This is a genomic window from Dyadobacter beijingensis DSM 21582 (assembly GCF_000382205.1).
Taxonomy (GTDB): Bacteria; Bacteroidota; Bacteroidia; order Cytophagales; family Spirosomataceae; genus Dyadobacter; species Dyadobacter beijingensis.
The window spans coordinates 61,906-80,137 of the sequence record NZ_KB907788.1; the positions used below are offsets into that span (position 1 = coordinate 61,906).

The 18,232-nt window shown below is 55.2% G+C and carries 13 protein-coding genes; 8 read left to right on the top strand and 5 right to left on the bottom strand.

Annotated elements, in window-relative coordinates; genetic code table 11:
• Positions 1–5: 5 nt before the first annotated feature.
• Positions 6–893: an AraC family transcriptional regulator gene (locus tag H144_RS0114045; protein WP_019942709.1), complete on the bottom strand. Its 888-nt coding sequence runs from the start codon at positions 891–893 to the stop codon at positions 6–8.
• Between the two features lie 273 nt (positions 894–1,166).
• Here H144_RS0114045 and H144_RS0114050 point away from each other — a divergent pair, with 273 nt between their 5' ends.
• From H144_RS0114050 to H144_RS0114065, 4 genes are all read left to right on the top strand, one after another.
• A complete protein-coding gene (locus H144_RS0114050) occupies positions 1,167–4,268 on the top strand; it encodes a SusC/RagA family TonB-linked outer membrane protein (protein WP_019942710.1) in 3,102 nt (1,033 codons plus the stop codon).
• Positions 4,269–4,303: 35 nt separating this feature from the next.
• Positions 4,304–5,833, top strand: coding sequence for a RagB/SusD family nutrient uptake outer membrane protein (locus H144_RS0114055; protein WP_019942711.1), 1,530 nt, complete (start codon positions 4,304–4,306; stop codon positions 5,831–5,833).
• A gap of 29 nt (positions 5,834–5,862) precedes the next feature.
• Positions 5,863–8,178 carry a glycosyl hydrolase family 95 catalytic domain-containing protein gene (locus H144_RS0114060; RefSeq protein WP_019942712.1) on the top strand — a complete coding sequence of 772 codons (2,316 nt, stop codon included), beginning with the start codon at positions 5,863–5,865 and terminating at the stop codon, positions 8,176–8,178.
• 104 nt (positions 8,179–8,282) lie between these two features.
• Positions 8,283–8,870, top strand: coding sequence for a Crp/Fnr family transcriptional regulator (locus tag H144_RS0114065; RefSeq protein ID WP_019942713.1), 588 nt, complete (start codon positions 8,283–8,285; stop codon positions 8,868–8,870).
• 41 nt (positions 8,871–8,911) lie between these two features.
• Here H144_RS0114065 and H144_RS31825 read toward each other — a convergent pair whose 3' ends face one another.
• Together H144_RS31825 and H144_RS0114075 are read right to left on the bottom strand one after the other, a co-directional pair.
• Positions 8,912–9,499 carry a hypothetical protein gene (locus tag H144_RS31825; RefSeq protein ID WP_033402677.1) on the bottom strand — a complete coding sequence of 196 codons (588 nt, stop codon included), beginning with the start codon at positions 9,497–9,499 and terminating at the stop codon, positions 8,912–8,914.
• Positions 9,500–9,661: 162 nt separating this feature from the next.
• Positions 9,662–10,765, bottom strand: coding sequence for a serine hydrolase (locus tag H144_RS0114075; RefSeq protein ID WP_033402679.1), 1,104 nt, complete (start codon positions 10,763–10,765; stop codon positions 9,662–9,664).
• A 205-nt stretch (positions 10,766–10,970) separates the two neighbouring features.
• Here H144_RS0114075 and H144_RS0114080 point away from each other — a divergent pair, with 205 nt between their 5' ends.
• A complete protein-coding gene (locus H144_RS0114080; protein ID WP_019942716.1) occupies positions 10,971–11,999 on the top strand; it encodes a threonine aldolase family protein in 1,029 nt (342 codons plus the stop codon).
• Between the two features lie 131 nt (positions 12,000–12,130).
• On the opposite strand, the gene H144_RS0114085 is transcribed toward H144_RS0114080, so the two are convergent.
• Both H144_RS0114085 and H144_RS0114090 read right to left on the bottom strand, forming a co-directional pair.
• The gene (locus H144_RS0114085) at positions 12,131–12,487 is read right to left on the bottom strand and encodes an SDR family NAD(P)-dependent oxidoreductase (RefSeq protein ID WP_019942717.1); all 357 of its coding nucleotides are present in this window, start codon (positions 12,485–12,487) and stop codon (positions 12,131–12,133) included.
• A gap of 147 nt (positions 12,488–12,634) precedes the next feature.
• The gene (locus H144_RS0114090) at positions 12,635–14,575 is read right to left on the bottom strand and encodes a sigma 54-interacting response regulator (RefSeq protein ID WP_019942718.1); all 1,941 of its coding nucleotides are present in this window, start codon (positions 14,573–14,575) and stop codon (positions 12,635–12,637) included.
• A gap of 341 nt (positions 14,576–14,916) precedes the next feature.
• On the opposite strand from H144_RS0114090, the gene H144_RS0114095 reads away from it, so the two are divergent.
• Genes H144_RS0114095 through H144_RS0114105 form a run of 3 tightly spaced genes read left to right on the top strand, consistent with a single transcriptional unit; the run spans position 14,917 to position 18,176 of the window.
• Entirely contained in the window at positions 14,917–15,699 is a 783-nt protein-coding gene (locus tag H144_RS0114095) for an alpha/beta hydrolase (protein ID WP_019942719.1), read from the top strand.
• Between the two features lie 52 nt (positions 15,700–15,751).
• Entirely contained in the window at positions 15,752–16,768 is a 1,017-nt protein-coding gene (locus H144_RS0114100; protein WP_019942720.1) for an alpha/beta fold hydrolase, read from the top strand.
• 40 nt (positions 16,769–16,808) lie between these two features.
• A complete protein-coding gene (locus H144_RS0114105; protein WP_026350688.1) occupies positions 16,809–18,176 on the top strand; it encodes an alginate export family protein in 1,368 nt (455 codons plus the stop codon).
• The last annotated feature ends 56 nt before the right edge of the window (positions 18,177–18,232 follow it).

Genomic DNA, 18,232 nt, shown 5'->3' on the forward strand with positions numbered 1-18,232 from the left:
GAGGCTCAGCCCTTACGCCGGTTCCGCGTTTCTAGTGAATCGCGGAATTCTTTAGGCGACATTTTATTGATTTTCTTGAAACAGCGGTTGAAATACGAAATGTTGCTGTAACCGCATTCTAGGGCGATCTGCGTAATCGGGAGATCGGACTGGTGCAGTAGTTTGCAGGCGTAGCCGATGCGCACGTCGTTCAGGAATTCCGAAAATGTGCGGTTGGTCAATGCCTTGAAATACCGGCAGAATGCGTGGATTTGCAATCCGGCCACCGACGCGGCGTTTTCCAGGCTGATATCTTCCTTGAAATTCTGATGGATATAGTACATCAGCTTGGGAATCCTTCCATGCGGCTTGATCGAATAGGTGGAGATCGGGTCGGGCGCATTGAGGTAAGTGAGCTCTTCCGGGTCGGACAGGTGTGCGAGGATGCGCAGGAAGGACGATAGCAGATGGATTTCCTTCTGTTCGAGCATTTCCTGCAAAATATCGACTACCTGCTCCTTTTTATTTCCATGAATTTTCAGTCCGCGCTGCGATTCGTTGAAAAAGCCCTGGACTTTTTTGACATCCACCAGCCCGCTCATCTGCTCGCACAACAGCTCGGAATCGATGTAAAGCGCCAGCGAAATAGCTTCCAGCGTCTCCGGATTCCCCGATTCCGACTCACTGTACCAGACGTGCGGGACATTCGGGCCCACGAACGTCAGATCGCCTTTTTCAAACCTTTCGACCGATTGTCCGATAATGCGCACGCCCGAGCCGGAAACGACATGCACGAGCTGGCATTCCTTGTGAAAGTGGAAATCGGTAGAGAAGGACGAGCGCGCAATTTTCTTCACCACGAACGATTTCCGGGCATGGGCGAGGTCGGACAGTATCGCAAAGTTGGGCTTCATGATAAAGTTATTTGGGTTGCAAATATAGTACTACAAAATATCAACCTAAAATCATTTTTTTGAACTAAATCACTATTTATTTGTCTGAAAGTATGCCACTTCATCAGGGACCACATGCTCGGTCTATTTGTAAAAAAGTGATTTCCGCCCTCTTTAGTGATCAATTGCCCGTAATGACCATTCCCCTGATGACAGGTAAGCCGCCCTGCACATTTGGTATTAGTTGTCACCACTGCACAGTTCAACAGTTCCCACTTAAACCTCGGAAAATTTATGGATCAACTTTGCTATCCTGAGTCCCGGACGACATCAGGCAGTTGCCTTGCCCGGCACCTGCTATTCGTCGTCATTTTACTCATTTGCAGTACCGTTTCCCGGGCGCAGAACCGCCAGGTTTCGGGTACCGTTTTCGACAACAACGGAGCCCCGCTCCCCGGTGCCAGCGTGCAGCTCAAAGGCACCACCACCGGTACTATTACCGATAGCGAGGGTAAGTATGCTTTGCAGGTACAAGCCAACTCTGTACTGGTTTTCAGTTACATAGGGTATATCAAACAGGAAGTGCCCGCCGGTAACCTCGCCACCGTGGACGCTACGCTGAAAGCCGAGGAATCATCGCTTTCCGAGGTGGTGGTGGTCGGGTACGGAACGCGCACCAAGGCCAATTTGTCGGGGTCGGTCACGACGGTGTCCGGGAAGGAGCTCACCGAGCGGCCGGTACCCAATGTGCAGAACCTGCTGCAAGGCCGGGTATCGGGGCTGGACGTGATCCAGTCGACCGGCGAGCCGGGGCGCGATGATGCCGCGTACCAGCTACGGGGATTCGGTTCTTTCGGCGCGTCGAATGCGCCCCTGATCCTCGTAGACGGCATTATCGCGTCGATCAAGAACCTCTCACCGCAGGATATCGAGAGCGTTACCGTGCTGAAAGATGCCGCGTCCGCGTCCATTTACGGCGCGCGGGCTGCGAACGGTGTGATCCTGATCACGACCAAGAAAGGGAAAGCGGGCTCTTCGGAGATCGAATATGCGGGCAGCTATGGCCTCAGCGAAGCCACCCGCACCCCGGAGCTGATCACCAACTCGGTGCAGTATATGGAAATGTACAATTCCGCACGGGCCAGGAGCGGTCAGGCGCCGATTTACACCCAGGCGCAAATTGACCTGTACCGCAATAACCCGAACAGTAACCAGTACCCCAATTTCAACTGGCTGGATTATGTGCTCGATAAAGGCCCGATCCAGAACCACCACCTGGGTTTCAGCGGCGGTAATGAAAAGACGCTTTACAATGTTTCCTTCAACTACCTCGACCAGGAGAGTATTACCAAAGGCTATTTGTACAAACGCTACAACGGGCTGGTCGACTTCTCGACGCAGGTGCACAAGCGCGTACGTGTGGGTACAAACATGAACCTGTCGTACCAGAATGCGAAAGCGCCCTGGCTCGTCAACGACGACCTGCTGCTGCTCGCCTACGCTTCGGCACCCACATTTATGCCCTTCCTCCCCGACGGGAGCGGGCGCGTCACCAACCGTGATTTTGTGACCAATGGATCGGGCAACCGGAGCGTGGAGGAAGTGTACGCGACGGGCGGGCAGTTTACCAAAACCTATAATGTCAATGCGCAGGCCTTCGCCGAAATCGAGATTTTAAAAGGGTTGAAATGGCTTAACAAGGCGGGAATTACATTTTTGAACGAGCAGTTGAAAAACCGCCAGTTCGGCTCGCCGTCGTTTGCCTACCAGCCCGATGCTTCCGGCAATTACGTGCAGGTGGCGAATGGTAACCCTACATTCTTCGGTTTGCAGCAGCGGGAAGACCGGAGCATTACGAAAACGTTTTTCAGTACCCTGAACTACACCCGGCAATTCGGTACCAACCATAACCTCGGCTTACTGGCCGGGTTTGAGCAGCAGAATAACCTTACCGAACGCATTTCCGGCAACCGGTTCGACTTCCCCAACACGAGCATTATGGTGCTGGATGGCAGCGGGCCGAACAACCAGGCAACGGGCGGTACGGCCTCGGAATGGGCACTGCGGTCGTATTTCGGGCGGGTTAACTATGATTTCAAAGGTAAATATTTCCTCGAAGGGAACATTCGCCGGGATGGTACCTCGCGCGTGAGCTCGCGCTGGGGGACATTCGGGGGCGGCTCCGCGGCATGGCGGATTTCGGAGGAAGGTTTTGTTAAAAATTCGCTTTCCTGGATGGATAACCTCAAACTCCGGGCTTCCTATGGTGTGCTGGGCAACCAGGAAATCAACGTCGGTGCCGCCGATAGGCTCAATCTGTCGGGGAACTATCCCTACCAGGACATTCTCAGCCTGACGTCTTACCCGTTCACCAACTCGCTGAGCTCCGGTGCGCAGCTGACGCGCCTCGTTACCAAGGATTTGAAATGGGAAAAAACGGCCATGCTCGATTTCGGGCTCGACATCGATATTTACCGCGGCCTTTTCGGCGCGACGATCGACTGGTACCAGCGCAAGACTTCCGACATTCTCTCCACCCGCGCCGACCTGCCGAACAGCGTAGGGCTGTCCGCGCCGATCGTGAATGCGGGCGGGATGCAGAACACGGGTGTGGAACTGGAGCTGCGGCACCGGAAGAGCTTCGGGGAGTTTAACTACGGCGTCAACGTGCTTTTTCACCGCTATAAAAACAAGGTTACCAAACTGCTCGCGCCGACATTGGGTACCATCGAGGTAGGGCAGCCTTACAACAACTTTTTCGTGTACGACTGGATAGGCGTTTTCCAAAGCCAGGAGGAAATCAACAATTCGCCCAAACAGCCTTCTTCCGGCACCCTGAAGCCGGGCGACCTGAAAATCAGGGACGTGGATGGTAACGGGACCGTCGGGCCGGAAGACCGCATTCGAATCAGCCGTTTTCCGAAATACAACTACTCGTTCAGCCTGAATGCGGGTTGGAAGGGCTTCAACCTGAATGCATTCTTCCAGGGCGTGCAGGGCGTGAGTACCCAGGTGACGGGCTGGGGATATGAGCCGTTCCAGCAGGGATCGGCGCCGCCGAAACGGTTCCTGAATGCCTGGTCGCCCACGAACCCGAGCAACACCGTACCGGCGACTTACCTGACGGGCTACGCGGGCGTGGCGGGCTATTCGTCCACCTATTTCATTCAGGACGCGTCCTACCTGCGGTTGAAGAACCTGTATTTGTCCTATGCATTCAATGAAAAGATGCTCAGCAAGATCCGGTCGAAGGGGCTGACGATCTACGTCTCGGGCGACAACCTCCTTACCTGGACCAAATACGAAGGCAACGACCCGGAGCGGGCAGGTTCCGGCCGGTTTGCCCAGTTTCCCCAGCTGCGGATCTACACGGCAGGGCTGAGTATCAAGTTCTAAGCATTGGTTCAAGACCTATTCAAAACATCGACACGATGAATATCAGACATCAATCTATTTTCACCGCCATGCTGGCCGCCCTCGTATTGGGAGGCGCCAGTTCGTGCGACGACAGCTTTCTCGACAAGGAGCCGCTGCATGCCATCTCGGGCGAAACATTCTGGAAGACCCAGACGGACGTGGATATGGCGCTGGCCGGCGTTTACCGGAGATTGCAAAGTGCTGTTTTTGGTTATCGCAAGCCCTATCTGGACACTTATTCGGACAATGCGCTGGACCGGCACGGTTACTTCAATTTCAACAATGCGACGATCGGCGTGATTAACCCGTCCAATGTGAACACGTCGCTGTACAACGAACCTTATGCCGGGATCGCGGCTTGCAATTATTTCCTGGAAAATGTGGGTACGGTGGCGGTCGTACCGCAGGCGACGAAGGATCTCTATTCGGCGGAAGTGCGGTTCCTGCGGGCGATGTTCTATTTTGAGCTCGTGCAATTCTTTGGGGATGTGGTGCTGTACAAAACCGCGCCCAAAACGGCAGAGGATGCCAAAATCGCGAAAAGTCCGAAGGCCGATGTGCTGGCGTTTGTGATCGAGGACCTGGACGATGCCATTGCGAAGCTGCCCGCCACCGCGTACACGGGGCGCGCCGTGAAGGCGAGCGCGCAGATGCTGAAGGCGAGGGTGAGGCTTTACCAGCAAAACTGGGCCGACGCCATCGCACTGACCAGCGCGATCATGGCCACCAATACCTATTCGATTTTTCAGGGAGGTTATGCCAATCTGTTCCTCCAACCGACGCAGCAGGGGAACCCGGAAATAATCTTTTCCACCAAATACCTGGCACCGAACAATCCGCAGGGCGGCGAGGGAATGCTCGTCGAAATCGGTTGGTATGGCGGCATTCAGCCGTACAAGGGCCTGGTCGACGAGTATGAAATGACGAACGGAAAGATGATCACCGACCCGGCATCGGGCTACGATGCGAATAATCCGTACTTGAAGCGCGACCCGCGGCTGAAAATGACCGTCCTCGTGCCCGGCGACCCGTACATCAACCCGGATGGCTCCACGTTCGCCACCACCGATCCCATTCTGACGGGCTTTGTGCAAAAGAAATACATGGATATTTCCAAGCTGCCCTGGGACCGTTCGAAAATCACCGTCACGGATATGAATGTCGTGCACATGCGCTATGCGGAGGTGCTGCTGGCTTATGCGGAGGCCAAAAACGAAGCATCCGGCCCGGACGCGACAATCTACGACGCCCTGAACAAGATCCGTTCGAGAACCGGCGTAAACCTGCCGGCGGTGGAGCAGACCTTGTACAATACGAAGGAAAAACTCCGCGACTTCATCCGTCACGAGCGGCGCGTAGAGCTGGCGATGGAGGGCCACCGCTATTTCGATCTGAAACGGTGGGGAATTATGGCTGAAAAACTTGCATTGGTGAAAAATCCGGCGGGCGTAACCTTGTCATTCGGAGAAAAAAACAATGTGCTGCCGTTCCCGCAAGCCGAAATCGACCGGAACAAAAGCCTCGTGCAGAATACCGGTTATTAGTTTAAAATACCAATTCCTAAACCCTTTTTATGATTTACCGATTTCTCAGCATTTCGTCTGCCCGGCTTCGGCACGTGGGTTGTATCTGCCTTATTCCGGCATTGCTGGCTGCCCAGCCGAAGCCGGGGCATAACCTGCATTTTGAAAAACTGGCCAACACATGGGATGAAGGTTTGCCGCTCGGCAACGGCATTGTAGGTGCGCTGATCTGGGAAAAAGAGGGGAAACTGCGGTTGTCTCTCGACAGGGCCGATGTTTGGGACATGCGGCCGATGGCCGGCCTGCACCGGGCGGAATTCAGCTACAAGTGGGTGCAGGAACAGGTCCGCAAGAAAGATTACAAACCGGTGCAGCAGTACCTCGATGCGCCCTACGACCGTGAACCGGCGCCTTCCAAGATCCCGGCGGGAGCGCTGGAGTTCCGGATGCCGGACGGTGCACAGGTCAGAAGAGCGGACGTCGGGCTTGCCGATGCCACGGCGGTGGTGGAGTGGTCGAACGGGATGGTGCTGAAATCGTTCGTGCATGCGACGCGGCCGGTGGGTTGGTTTCGGTTCGAGGGCGTCACAGGTGATTTTGTGCCGGAAATGATGGCGCCGCAGTACGAGGGGAAAGTCGATCCGGGAGCGAAACCGAACCCGGTAGGCGGGGAAGACCTGGCGAGACTGGGCTACCAGCAGGGCGTCATCAAACGGGCCGGCAATAGCATCACCTATAACCAGGAAGGCTGGGGCGGGTTCCGGTACGAGGTGGCGGTGCGCTGGAAAACGGTGGCAAAAGGCGTCGTCGAAGGTGTTTGGAGCATTTCTTCCCACGAGGGAAAGGCCGTGAAGCACCCCGCTGCGGGCGATGTGACGAAGGCTGCATTAGCGGAAAACTACGCGTCGGCGCATGCCATCCATTCGGCCTGGTGGACCAAATTCTGGGCGAAATCGTCCATCCGCGTTCCCGATCCCGTCATCGAAAAGCAATGGTACCTCGAACAATACAAATTCGGTTCTGCGGCAAGGCGCGGCGCCCCGCCGATTTCGCTGCAAGCGGTATGGACGGCCGATAATGGTCGCATTCCACCCTGGAAAGGCGATTTCCACCACGACCTGAACACCCAGCTCAGCTACTGGCCGGCATACAGCGGCAACCACCTCGAAGAAGCACTCGGCTACCTCGATCACCTCGACGAAAACAAGAACAATTACCTCCGCTACACCCGCGATTACTTCGGCGTCGACGGCCTGGCCGTTCCTGGTGTGACGACCCTGGACGGTACGGAAATGGGTGGCTGGATTCAGTATTCGCTTTCACCGACGGTATCAGGCTGGCTGGCGCACCATTACTACCTGCAATGGCGCTACGGCATGGACAGACAGTTTTTGAAAGACAGGGCCTATCCCTGGTTCCGGCAGGTGTGCACGTTTTTTGAAAATATCACGATTAAAAATGCCACGGGGCAGCGCCAGCTACCGATCAGTTCGAGCCCGGAAATTCATAACAACAGCCTGGAAGCGTGGTTCTCCGAGACGACCAATTATGACCTTGCATTGATCCGGTTCGCCTTCGCGGCAGGCGCTGAGCTGGCGGCGGAAATCGGCGACAGCGTGCAGGCGAAGAAGTGGCGTGCGATCCTCGCAGAATTTCCGGACTATGCCAAAACGGCCACGCACGAGCTCATGTTCGCACCCGGGCACCCGTACAACGAATCGCACCGGCATTTCTCGAACGTCATGGCCATTCATCCGCTGGGATTGATCAAATGGGAGGACGGCGAAGAAGCCCGGCAGACGATCCGCAATACCCTGGCACTGCTGGACAAGATCGGCCCCGATTACTGGTGCGGCTATTCCTATTCCTGGCTCGCCAGCCTCAAAGCGCGCGCCAAAGACGGTGCCGGTGCCCGCGACGCGCTCGGCATTTTCGCCAGCGCATTCTGCCTGCCGAACAGCTTCCACGCCAACGGCGACCAGACCAAATCCGGCCTCTCGAAATTCACCTACCGGCCATTCACCCTGGAAGGCAACTTCGCCTTCGCGGCAGGATTGCAGGAAATGCTGCTCCAAAGCTACGCCGGCCGCATCCAGGTGATGCCCGCCATACCCGCCGACTGGCAGGACGCCGCATTTCATTACCTCCGGGCCGAAGGAGCCGTGCTGGTCAGCGCCGAGAAGAAAGCCGGGAAGATTGTCCATATTAGTCTCAAAGCCGAAAAAGCGGGAGAAACAGCCATTGAGCTGGATTCGAAAAGCTACAATATTACTTTTTCAAAAGGCGCGAGGAAGACCAGCGACGATGGCAAGCTGGTGAAATTCAGTTTAGCGGCAGGTGGAGAGGTGGAGTTTAATTTGAAATGAGGAAAGGCGCTCGGCATGAACCATTGGCTCAATGATTTTGCTTATAGGGTAACCGGCCGCCGGTGGATTCTGACGGACGCCTATTTCAACTTTTTGCTTAAAAAATGGCCGAAAAAAACGAGATCATTGCCGACTATCTGAGAAAGTTCGCGGGGCTTACCGATAAGGATATTGCTGAAAGTCAGCCGTTCTGGAAGCCGCGGAAGATAAAAAAGGGTGATTTTTTCAATATGCAGCGCATGGTTTGCAATGACCTCGGGCTGGTGATCAGGGGGATTTTCAGGATCTACTACCGCGACCCGGAGACGGAGCGGGACAAGAACCTCTTCTTTTTCTCGGAAAATCAATTTGTCGTCTCGTTCAGGAGCTTCATTTCACGCAATCCGTGCTGGTATTTTATCGAGGCGATGGAGGATTCCGAAATCGTTTTTATTTCATACAAAGACCTGAACGGCCTTTACGAAACCAATCCGAACTGGGGCAAATTCGGGCGGCTGCTGGCGGAGCTTTTCTTCTCCTATGCGCAGACGCGGGCGGAAGAATTCATGTTTTTCTCCAATGAAGAGCGCTATTTGCGGCTGCTGGAAGAACATCCCAACATTGTGGAGCGCATTCCGGCCTACCATATTTCATCCTACCTGGGCATTACCAACCCTTCGCTGAGCAGGATCAGGAAGCGGGTTAACAAATAGCGGCGGTGAACCGGCGTAATGAGGTTAGCCGCCGCATGAATTTACTCCAATGTGCCTTGATTGGCCGTTTTCGACAAGCGGAAGGCGGAAAGCAGGTAATAAAACGCCCCGAAAGCCGCGTAACCCGCCAGGCTGCTGATCCCCATCGTCGGGTCATGTGCGAGCAGGATGAATGAACTCCCGCCGATAACCGACTGGCCACCGCTGATGATCATCGGCCACTGACCGCCGAGCAACCTGCGACGGCGCACACCCAGAACGAGCTGGATCAGGCCAGTGAGAATGGCCCAGATGCCGAAAACGATCAGCGTTTCGGGAATCCCTTTCTGCAATGCAATGCCCACGGCGATGGTCGTGATCACGCTGATCACCGCATTCACATACTGCGGTATTTTCGATGCAGCGTGGCGGTGGGCACGGATATCGAGAATAGTACCTACCACATCCCAGGCGGGATAGATGACGAGCAAAATCGTAGCTATGCCCACCAACTGCCGGGCAAACAACGTGATCAGGATTACCCAGCATATTGAAAATGCTGCGCGGATCAAATAGAGGCTGCGTAACGAACGGGCGGTACTGACAGCCGGGGCGTCGATAGCCGTTCGGGAAAAGGATGGAGCTGACATGATTTGAAGTTTTAGTTGGTTTTGTCGCTCCAAAATTGTGCGGTCGCGCCGCGGGATTTTTTCACCTAAGTGAAAATCGGGAAAAATAATGTGAAAGGCCCGGCACAAATATGTCAAAACGCATTGCTCGCGAACTGAATGCCGAAATGTTGACGGCCCGAGCTAGTGCGAGGGCGGCGCCTGTTTTTGAAATAAAATCCGCAAGCTGCGCGGCGTGCTGAGTTCTAATGCATCGACGGCACCGTTTCGGGTTCTCTTGAAAACAACGCCTGCCTTGATTTCCGGTATCAGAAAGCGATCCCGGGCATAGCTTTCAAGTGGATGAATAGCGCCTGAGGCGAGTTTGATCTTCAACGCCTGGTCATGCTTCTGAATTTCGACGATACCTCCCACTTCTTCCGAAAAATATGCACCGGTATAATGGTCGAGCGGTGCATTGTCAGCCGTCGGATCGACTTGATAGTATTGCATCGGTTCGCCGGCCGGCGGGGTGATGGTCAGTTCACCGGCCCGGTCGAATGCTAATTTAATCCCGTAAAACCGGAATTGGCGCGCATTGACCGGCTCCAACGGCGTTTCCGACAGCATTAACCCTTGCGGCCCCAGTGTGATTTCCACGTCGCGGGCGGACTGTGCGCTTTTGTAAAAACCGGCATACGATTTCAGCGTCGCCGGATCGATTTTGACGGTATTTGCCGGCCTGGCCTTGTCGTCGGCCGCCTCATCGGGAAGCGTAAGCAAGTCGAATACCGCAGCGGCAGGGTCGATGCCGGTGCTATCGAGCATGGAAGTATTGCTGAGCCACGCAATGGAAAGGCCCTCGGCAGGGGAAGCAATCAGTTTGGCACGGTAGGCATTGGTAGCGCCGCCGTGGAAAAATACCGGCTTTCGGGCGGCGCGGTTGTCGATAAACAGTCCGGCTGCGTAGCTGCTTACGGTGCCGTCGCCGAGCGTGTCCAATGCGATTTGTTTTCGATACACGGTTTGCCCGCCCATTTTTTCGGAAAGGTAAAAGTCGTTCCATTTCAGCAGGTCTTCGGCCGCGGTGAATTGTTTGGATACTGACCCTGCTTCGATCAGACTTTCCTCTGTGAGCCGCACATTTCGTGGGAGGTCTGCCATGCCCCATGCTTTGGAATAAATCACTTTCCCATGCCGGCTCACCGCCAGCTGGCCGCCGGGCTTCTCAGCGGAGTAGAAAAGGAAAAGGCTGTCGATCTTAGCTTCCGGGCTTTGGGCATACACACTTCCGCATAGTAAGCGCATAATTAGCACGTGGACAACCGAAATGCAGGTACATAACTTCATGGAACGGGCGATTTTGGGGAGGGAAAATATACGCAGGTTTTACATGATGTAAATGCCGGTTACCCGATCAGTTGCAAAATATTTCCCCCGCGCAATTAAGGTCCCTCACTACGCACATATGGCTGAAACAGCTAGTTTTGTCTGCAGTAAGAATCACCAGGGCATGTACAGTTTCAAAAACGATTACAGCGTAGGGGCGCATCCCCACATTTTAAAGGCATTATCCGAAACCAACGATACCGTGCAGCCGGGGTATGGCGAGGATGCTTATTCGCGGCAGGCGGCGGACCTGATCCGGGAAAAGCTGCAAAGCCCGGCGGCAGGCGTGTACTTCGTTTCAGGCGGGACGCAGGCGAACCTGACGGTGATTTCGTCCGTGCTGAAACCCTATCAATCCGTGATCTCGGCGGCTAGCGGGCATATCAACCACCATGAAACGGGGGCGATCGAGGCTACGGGACACCGGATCGAGGCATTGCCGGCGGCGGACGGCAAACTGACGCCCGCATTGATCGGGGATTATCTCGGCACGGCGATGGAAGTGCATATGCGCATGCCCAAGCTCGTTTACATATCCAATTCCACGGAGGTCGGTACGCATTATACGAAGGCCGAACTGGCTGCGCTTTGGGAATTTTGCCGGGAGAAAAAGCTCTACCTGTTCATGGATGGTGCAAGGCTGGCGTCGGGGTTGGATGCGGGCGATATCGGATTTCCCGACCTGGCCCGGTATACCGACGTGTTTTACATCGGCGGCACGAAAAACGGTGCTTTGCTCGGTGAGGCGATTGTGATCAATAACCCTTCGCTCGATGAGGATTTTGCATATAACCTGAAAATGCGGGGCGCACTCCTGGCGAAAGGCCGCATACTGGGCATTCAGTTCGCGGAGCTGTTTAGGGATGATTTGTATTTCAAAATCGGCGCGCACCTGAACCGCACGGCCGCCCGGCTTACGGAAGGGATCAGGGCGCTCGGCTTCGGCTTCTCGACCGATTCAAAAACGAACCAGATTTTCCCCATCCTGCCTTTTGCCGTGATCCGTGAATTGGAGCGCAAATATGATTTCTACGTATGGGAAAAGCGCGACGACGGCAAGGCGGTGGTTCGTTTGGTAACTAACTGGGCCATTACCGATGCCATCGTCGAGCAGTTTATTGCCGATTTGGGCGAATGTGCTGCTACAACGTAGCCATTCCGCCATCGATCATCAGCTCGGTGCCGAGCAGGAACCGCGACTCGTCCGACGCGAAGTAGACGGCCGCGTTGGCAATTTCTTCCGGTGCGCCGAAGCGGCCTGCGGGGATCTGTGCGGCAATGCCTTCACCTACCTGCTTGAATTCCTCTTCCGAAATGCGCGTTGCTAGACGTGTTGAGGATAATGGAACCGCCGTCGTTCACGAGGAGCAGCAGCGCCTGGATCGTGAGATAGGCCCCTTTGAAATTGACGTCGAAAATCTGGTCGTAAAATCCTGCCGTTACCTGGTCGAGCGGTGAAAACCGGGCGATACCGGCATTGAGGAAGAGAATATCGACCTTCGGCGCCACCGCTTTCACCTGTGCTTTCAATCGCTGGATGTCTTCCAGTTTTGCTGCATCCGATACAATGCCGTGTGCCTGATTGCCAAGCGATTGCTCCGCTTCCTCATTGGCTTTCGCATTCCGACCGGTGAATACCACCGTTGCGCCTTTTACAGTACGGCGGTTTCATCGTATTTCTTGGGCCTGGCCATGATTATTTTGTATCGTTCGTTACAATAACAAAGGTAGTCGCTTTTTGTTTCCCGTAAAACGTTGGAAAATGCCTGACTGTACGTGGATTTGATGCTAAAAGGTGTAATTCCGCTTGATACCGAGCTTTTTCATTTTGGAGCCGAGGGTGGTAGGGGGAATGTTGAGGATGGCGGCGGCGCCGTCTTCGCCGCGGATACGGCCATTGCATTTTTGTAGCACCTGGATAATGTAATCCCGCTCGTTTTCGAATATCGTTTTCAGGCGCACCTCTTCGGTCTTTTCCGGAAGCTCTTTGGGTTTATTCACCGGCAGCGGGATCTGTTCGATCACATGGCCCTTTGCGAGGAGCACGCTGCGTTCGATCAGGTTTTCCAGCTCGCGGATATTGCCCGGCCAGTCATAGGCCATGAGGCTTTTGAGGGTTTTGTCCGAAACGCCGGAGATTTTCCGGCCTATTTTCCCGGCATAAACCCGCACGAAATGGTCGACGAGGAACGGGATATCCTCGCGGCGCTCGGCGAGAGATGGCAGGTGGATCGGGAAGACGTTCAACCGGTAGTACAGATCCAGCCGGAAACGGCCCTCCGCCACCTCTTTTTCCAGGTTCCGGTTCGTGGCGGCGATAATACGGATATTCACCTTCACCGGCGCCTTGCCGCCGATGCGTTCGATTTCCTTTTGCTGCAACACGCGAAGCAGTTTTACCTGTGTTTCCAGGGGCATATCACCGATTTCGTCGAGGAAAATAGTACCGTTGCTGGCTTGCTCGAACCGCCCTGTCCGCCGCTCGAATGCACCGGTAAATGCGCCTCTTTCATGTCCGAAAAGCTCGGATTCGATCAGGTTCGTCGGTAACGCGGCACAATTGACCTTCACCAACGGCTTGCCGCTTCTCGCGGAAAGCGCATGAATACTTTCGGCGACACGCTCCTTGCCGGTACCGCTTTCGCCGGTGATGAGCACGGAGGTATCCGCCGGCGCCACCTGGCTCACGAGGTCGAAAACCTCCGTCAGTTGCGGGCTATTGCCAATAATTCCTTCAAAAACAGCATTTTGGGAAGTGCTCGGAGGCGCATAAGCAGGCTTCTCCGTCGGCACATTTACCACCGGCCAGTGCAGGCTTTGGGTCGCGAGCAGCAGGAAAGGCCGCACGCGCCTGCCCAATGCCGCATGCTGCGCCGCGAATGCATCCGGGCGACGACTGTAAAATGAAAAGTAAAGCACCGGACCGCCCTTCGAAACGGCGGGAAGCGGGAGGTCCAGTACGGATTTCATGCTGAATACATCGGCGATCAAGCCCCGCAGGGTAGGGCCGCCCGGCATAGGCCTGGGATAAAGGTCGTTCCTGAACGCCACATCGGCTGGGGCGGTATGCCTGGCTTGCAGCGCCGTCAGCTCGTGGGGTTTGAGGTTGGCAATGATGGCGAACCCCTCTGGCGTAATGGTCTGGTATTCATTGAATCCAACTCTCCGCAAATGGAGCAGGTCGGTTTTCCCTTCTGCACCCGCGCAGGTCACGGCGGCAGTCACGAAATCGAAGGGGATGAATGGTTGCAGCACCTGCGCGATCATCAGCAGCTTTTGCTCGCGGCCGGCTGGCTCGGTCGTAATGTTGGCGAGTTGCGTTTGCAGCTGGGTTTCCTTGCGGAGCTGCGATTCCAGCCCGTTTTCGTGGTGATACTGGGCGATCTGAAGCGCTACCAGCAAGTCGTTCTCGCGGAATGGCTTCACGAGGAACCCGTTCGGGTGCGTCGCTTTGGCGGCATTCAGCACTTCCTCGTTGGAATTGGCCGATAGGTAAATGAAAGGGACATTCTGCTCACGCAGCTGCACGGCGAAGTCGATCCCCGTCTTGTTCCCGGCCAGAAATATATCCAGCAGCACGAGATACGGCTTTTCCTTTTCCAGCAATTCTTCCGCCTGCTCCACCGACCGCGCGACGCCGCACACCGTGTACCCGGCGCGCTGGAGCATGATCCGCAGGTGGTTGGCTTCTACAAACTGGTCTTCGACGATGAGTATATGCTGGTTCATTCCGGCAGGGCGGTTCTATGGGTGAATCGGGCTTGCGCCACGGTTGTCATGGCTTTATCATAAAGCGTACCACAAACGATCCCCGTTTCGGTTTACACGATACCTGGGGCTGTAAATGCGGAATTCGCCTGAAATACGATGGTAAATGAGATCGCCGCAAAAAAGCGAAATCCAACCGGAAACTAAAAGGCTTTTTTGCCGACGATATATCGTCGGACTAAGCGGTACGACAACGATATTCCGTTGGCAATAATAGTATTAGTTTCGTAATTAGCTGATTAACAGTGCTGTATCGACTGGTATCCTTTTAAGCCTGCATAGCCGGACTAAAAGGATAAAAGATGGGCGATCACGCGAAAACAATTTTGTTCATTACCGGTGCATTTGTGAGCAATGCCTGCTGGGACGAGTGGCGGCGGTATTTCGAAAGCAGGGGCTACCACACATTGGCTCCGCCCTGGCCGCATAAGCAGGCTTCCGCAGAGGAGCTGCGCAGCCGCCACCCCGACCCGGTAATCGCCTCGAACCGGCTGGCCGACGTGGTCGAACACTATGCAAACATTGCGGCTGACCTGCCCGAAAAGCCGATTCTGGTCGGCCATTCCATCGGCGGGCTTGTGACGCAGCTGCTGCTGCAAAGGCAGCTCGGCGAGGCGGGTATCGCCATCCATTCGGTGCCGCCGCAGGGGATTATGACGTTCCGGCTGTCGTTCCTGATCGCCGGCTGGGGGCCGCTGGGGTTTTTCACGCCGGTGAACGAGCCGTTTATGATGTCGTTCCGGCAATGGCAATACGCCTTCACGAACGGCCTGCCCATGGAAGTGCAGAAGGAAGGTTACTACCAGCTGGCCATTCCCGAGTCCAAACGTATTGTGCGCGACACGATTACGAGCGCCGCACGCGTCGATTTTCAAAAACCACACGCGCCGCTGCTGCTCGTCGCCGGCACGGCCGACCATACCATTCCCGATTCGCTCAATTACGACAACTACCGCAAGTACAAGTCTGACGGCTCCATTACCGATTTTAAAAAGTTCGACGGCCGCACGCATTTCGTACTCGGCCAGCCCGGCTGGGAAGAGGTGGCGGAGTATTGCCTCGAATGGCTGCAAACACTGGATTAATGCCCTTTGCCAAATAACCAATCTCAATGTTCCACCTTTAAATCATGCACAGATGAACACCCCATTCTACCCGAAAAACGACTTCCTGCACAACAGGAGATGGATCAAAATTCTGACATTCATCACCCTGCTGGCGACGGTGTTGGCATGTAATACCCCCAAACAGGAAGCGCAGGAGGCCGCTGCTGCGGATACTGCTTCAACTGCCCCCGCCGCGAAACCTGCCGATCCGCCTTCGAACTTCCGCCACGAGACGGCGAATGTGAACGGCGTCAATATCCATTACGTCGTCGGCGGAACGGGCGAGCCGCTGCTGCTCGTGCATGGTTTCGGGCAAAACTGGTACATGTGGAACCGGCTGCTCCCGGAGCTTTCCAAACATTTCACGGTGATCGCGCCGGATTTGCGCGGGGTAGGGGAGTCGGACAAGCCGGAGGGCGGTTACGACAAGAAAACGATGGCTACCGACCTGCACGAGCTGATGAAAAAGCTCGGATTTAACCACATTAACCTCGCCGGCCACGACATCGGGCTGATGGTGGCCTACGCCTACGCTGCGCAATTTCCTGCGGACGTGAAAAAACTCGCATTAATGGACGCCCTGCTGCCGGGTATCGAACCGGTATGGAGCCAGGTTTCGGCAGGCGCGTGGTGGTTCGGCTTTTTCGGCTGGCCGGCGTCGGGCAGCATTGTGGCGGGCCGGGAAAGGGAGTTCCTGACGAATTTCTGGCCGGTGGTAGGGCATGTCGAAAAGCCCTTCACGCCGGAGGAAACGGAAGAGTTTATCCGCGCCTATGCCGTGCAGGGCGGTACGACGGGTGCATTTCACTGGTTCGGCAACTTCCCGCAGGATGCGAGGGACAACAAGGAATTTGCCAAAACGAAGCTGACCATGCCGCTGCTGGCTATGGGCGGTGAGTATTTCGGAGCGGCATTCCTCAAAGACCATTCCAGGCTGGTGGCCACCAACGTGTCCGAAGCGAAGATCATGGGATCGGGGCATTGGGTCGTGCAGGAACAGACGGAACAGGTGCAGAAAGCCCTACTCGATTTCTTCCTCGGTAAGTGAAAATGCACTGTACTATGAAAGCTATCCAAAAAAATCAGCCATGAGATCGATGCTGACAGCCTGTTTCCTGCTCGCGGCAGTGCAATGCATGGGGCAATATGCGCCCTTCAAAATGCTCCGCTACGATGAGGATTATGCTTTTCTGAAAACGGACACGAGCAGGAACTTCTACCGGCGGATGAAATTCCTGCCGCTGACCAAAAACGGGGAAACCTACCTTAGCTTCGGCGGCGACGTCAGGTTTCAGTACTACCACGTGATCAACGAGGAATGGGGCGAGCAGCCCGACGGCAATTACGGCTACGTTTTCTCCCGTTACCTGGGCCACGCCGATTTTCACGCGGGCCGGCATTTCCGGTTTTTTACGGAATTGCAAAGCGGCATGGCCAATGCCAAAGCCAGCACGAGTCCGGCCGACGAAAACCCGCTCGATCTGCACCAGGCATTCTTCGATGTGAACTGGTTTCCCGAAAAAAAGACCAACCTGGTTTTCCGGGTGGGGCGTCAGGAGCTTTCCTATGGGTCACAGCGGCTGATTTCGGTGCGGGAGGGACCGAATAACCGGCACGCGTTCGATGGTGCCAAAGTGATGTTTTCAGGTCAAAACTTTCGCACGGACCTGCTCTATTCACATTATGTGGCTTCAAAAAAAGGCGTTTTCGATGACGGGTACAACAAGAATATCAAGCTATGGGGCGCTTATGCGGTGCTGAACGACGTGCCGCTGCTGCGGAATGTCGATCTGTATTATTTTGGTTTTGATAAAAAAGCCAACAGCTACGACGACGGCCGGGGCAAAGAGCTGAGGCATTCTGCGGGAACGCGGATGTGGGGCAAAAGCCGGGCGTGGCGTTACGACGTCGAAGCGGTATACCAGACGGGCGATTTCGCCAGCAAAACCATCCGCGCCTGGACGGCCTCGGCACACGTGGATTATATGCTTGGCGATTTGCGGTTCGAGCCCGAGCTGGGATTGAAAACCGAACTGATCAGCGGGGACAAGCGACTGGGCGACAACAGGATGAATACGTTCAATCCGCTGTTCCCGCGAGGCGGCTATTTCGGATTGGCGGCATTGATCGGCCCGGCGAACCTGATCGACGTGCACCCGTCGGTGATGTTGAATTTTACGGAAAAATTATCCGTGGATTTCGATTACGACGTGTTCTGGCGGTACAGCAGCCAGGATGGCGTGTACGGCCCGAATGCGGCCCTGATTTACGGCAGCTCGGGTATTTCCGACAAATTCATCGGCAGCCAGTACGCGATGGCGGCCGAATACGTGAGCAACCCGTTCGTCCATTTCGGCTGCGAACTGACCTATTTCGCTGCCGGTGATTTCCTGCGCCGCGCCGGGCCCGGAAAGAACCTGCTTTTTCTTTGCCTTACTACTGAATTAAAGTTTTAGCGGCTACCCATGCAACTCTTTAGGGTAGGCATAATGTCTGAGCAGTTACATCTCCG

What these genes read in the sequence shown, in the direction of transcription:
- H144_RS0114045 (WP_019942709.1), bottom strand. Translation starts at nt 893, where the DNA reads ATGAAGCCCAACTTTGCGATACTGTCCGACCTCGCCCATGCCCGGAAA.
- H144_RS0114050 (WP_019942710.1), top strand. Translation starts at nt 1,167, where the DNA reads ATGGATCAACTTTGCTATCCTGAGTCCCGGACGACATCAGGCAGTTGC.
- H144_RS0114055 (WP_019942711.1), top strand. Translation starts at nt 4,304, where the DNA reads ATGAATATCAGACATCAATCTATTTTCACCGCCATGCTGGCCGCCCTC.
- H144_RS0114060 (WP_019942712.1), top strand. Translation starts at nt 5,863, where the DNA reads ATGATTTACCGATTTCTCAGCATTTCGTCTGCCCGGCTTCGGCACGTG.
- H144_RS0114065 (WP_019942713.1), top strand. Translation starts at nt 8,283, where the DNA reads ATGGCCGAAAAAAACGAGATCATTGCCGACTATCTGAGAAAGTTCGCG.
- H144_RS31825 (WP_033402677.1), bottom strand. Translation starts at nt 9,499, where the DNA reads ATGTCAGCTCCATCCTTTTCCCGAACGGCTATCGACGCCCCGGCTGTC.
- H144_RS0114075 (WP_033402679.1), bottom strand. Translation starts at nt 10,765, where the DNA reads ATGCGCTTACTATGCGGAAGTGTGTATGCCCAAAGCCCGGAAGCTAAG.
- H144_RS0114080 (WP_019942716.1), top strand. Translation starts at nt 10,971, where the DNA reads ATGTACAGTTTCAAAAACGATTACAGCGTAGGGGCGCATCCCCACATT.
- H144_RS0114090 (WP_019942718.1), bottom strand. Translation starts at nt 14,575, where the DNA reads ATGAACCAGCATATACTCATCGTCGAAGACCAGTTTGTAGAAGCCAAC.
- H144_RS0114095 (WP_019942719.1), top strand. Translation starts at nt 14,917, where the DNA reads ATGGGCGATCACGCGAAAACAATTTTGTTCATTACCGGTGCATTTGTG.
- H144_RS0114100 (WP_019942720.1), top strand. Translation starts at nt 15,752, where the DNA reads ATGAACACCCCATTCTACCCGAAAAACGACTTCCTGCACAACAGGAGA.
- H144_RS0114105 (WP_026350688.1), top strand. Translation starts at nt 16,809, where the DNA reads ATGAGATCGATGCTGACAGCCTGTTTCCTGCTCGCGGCAGTGCAATGC.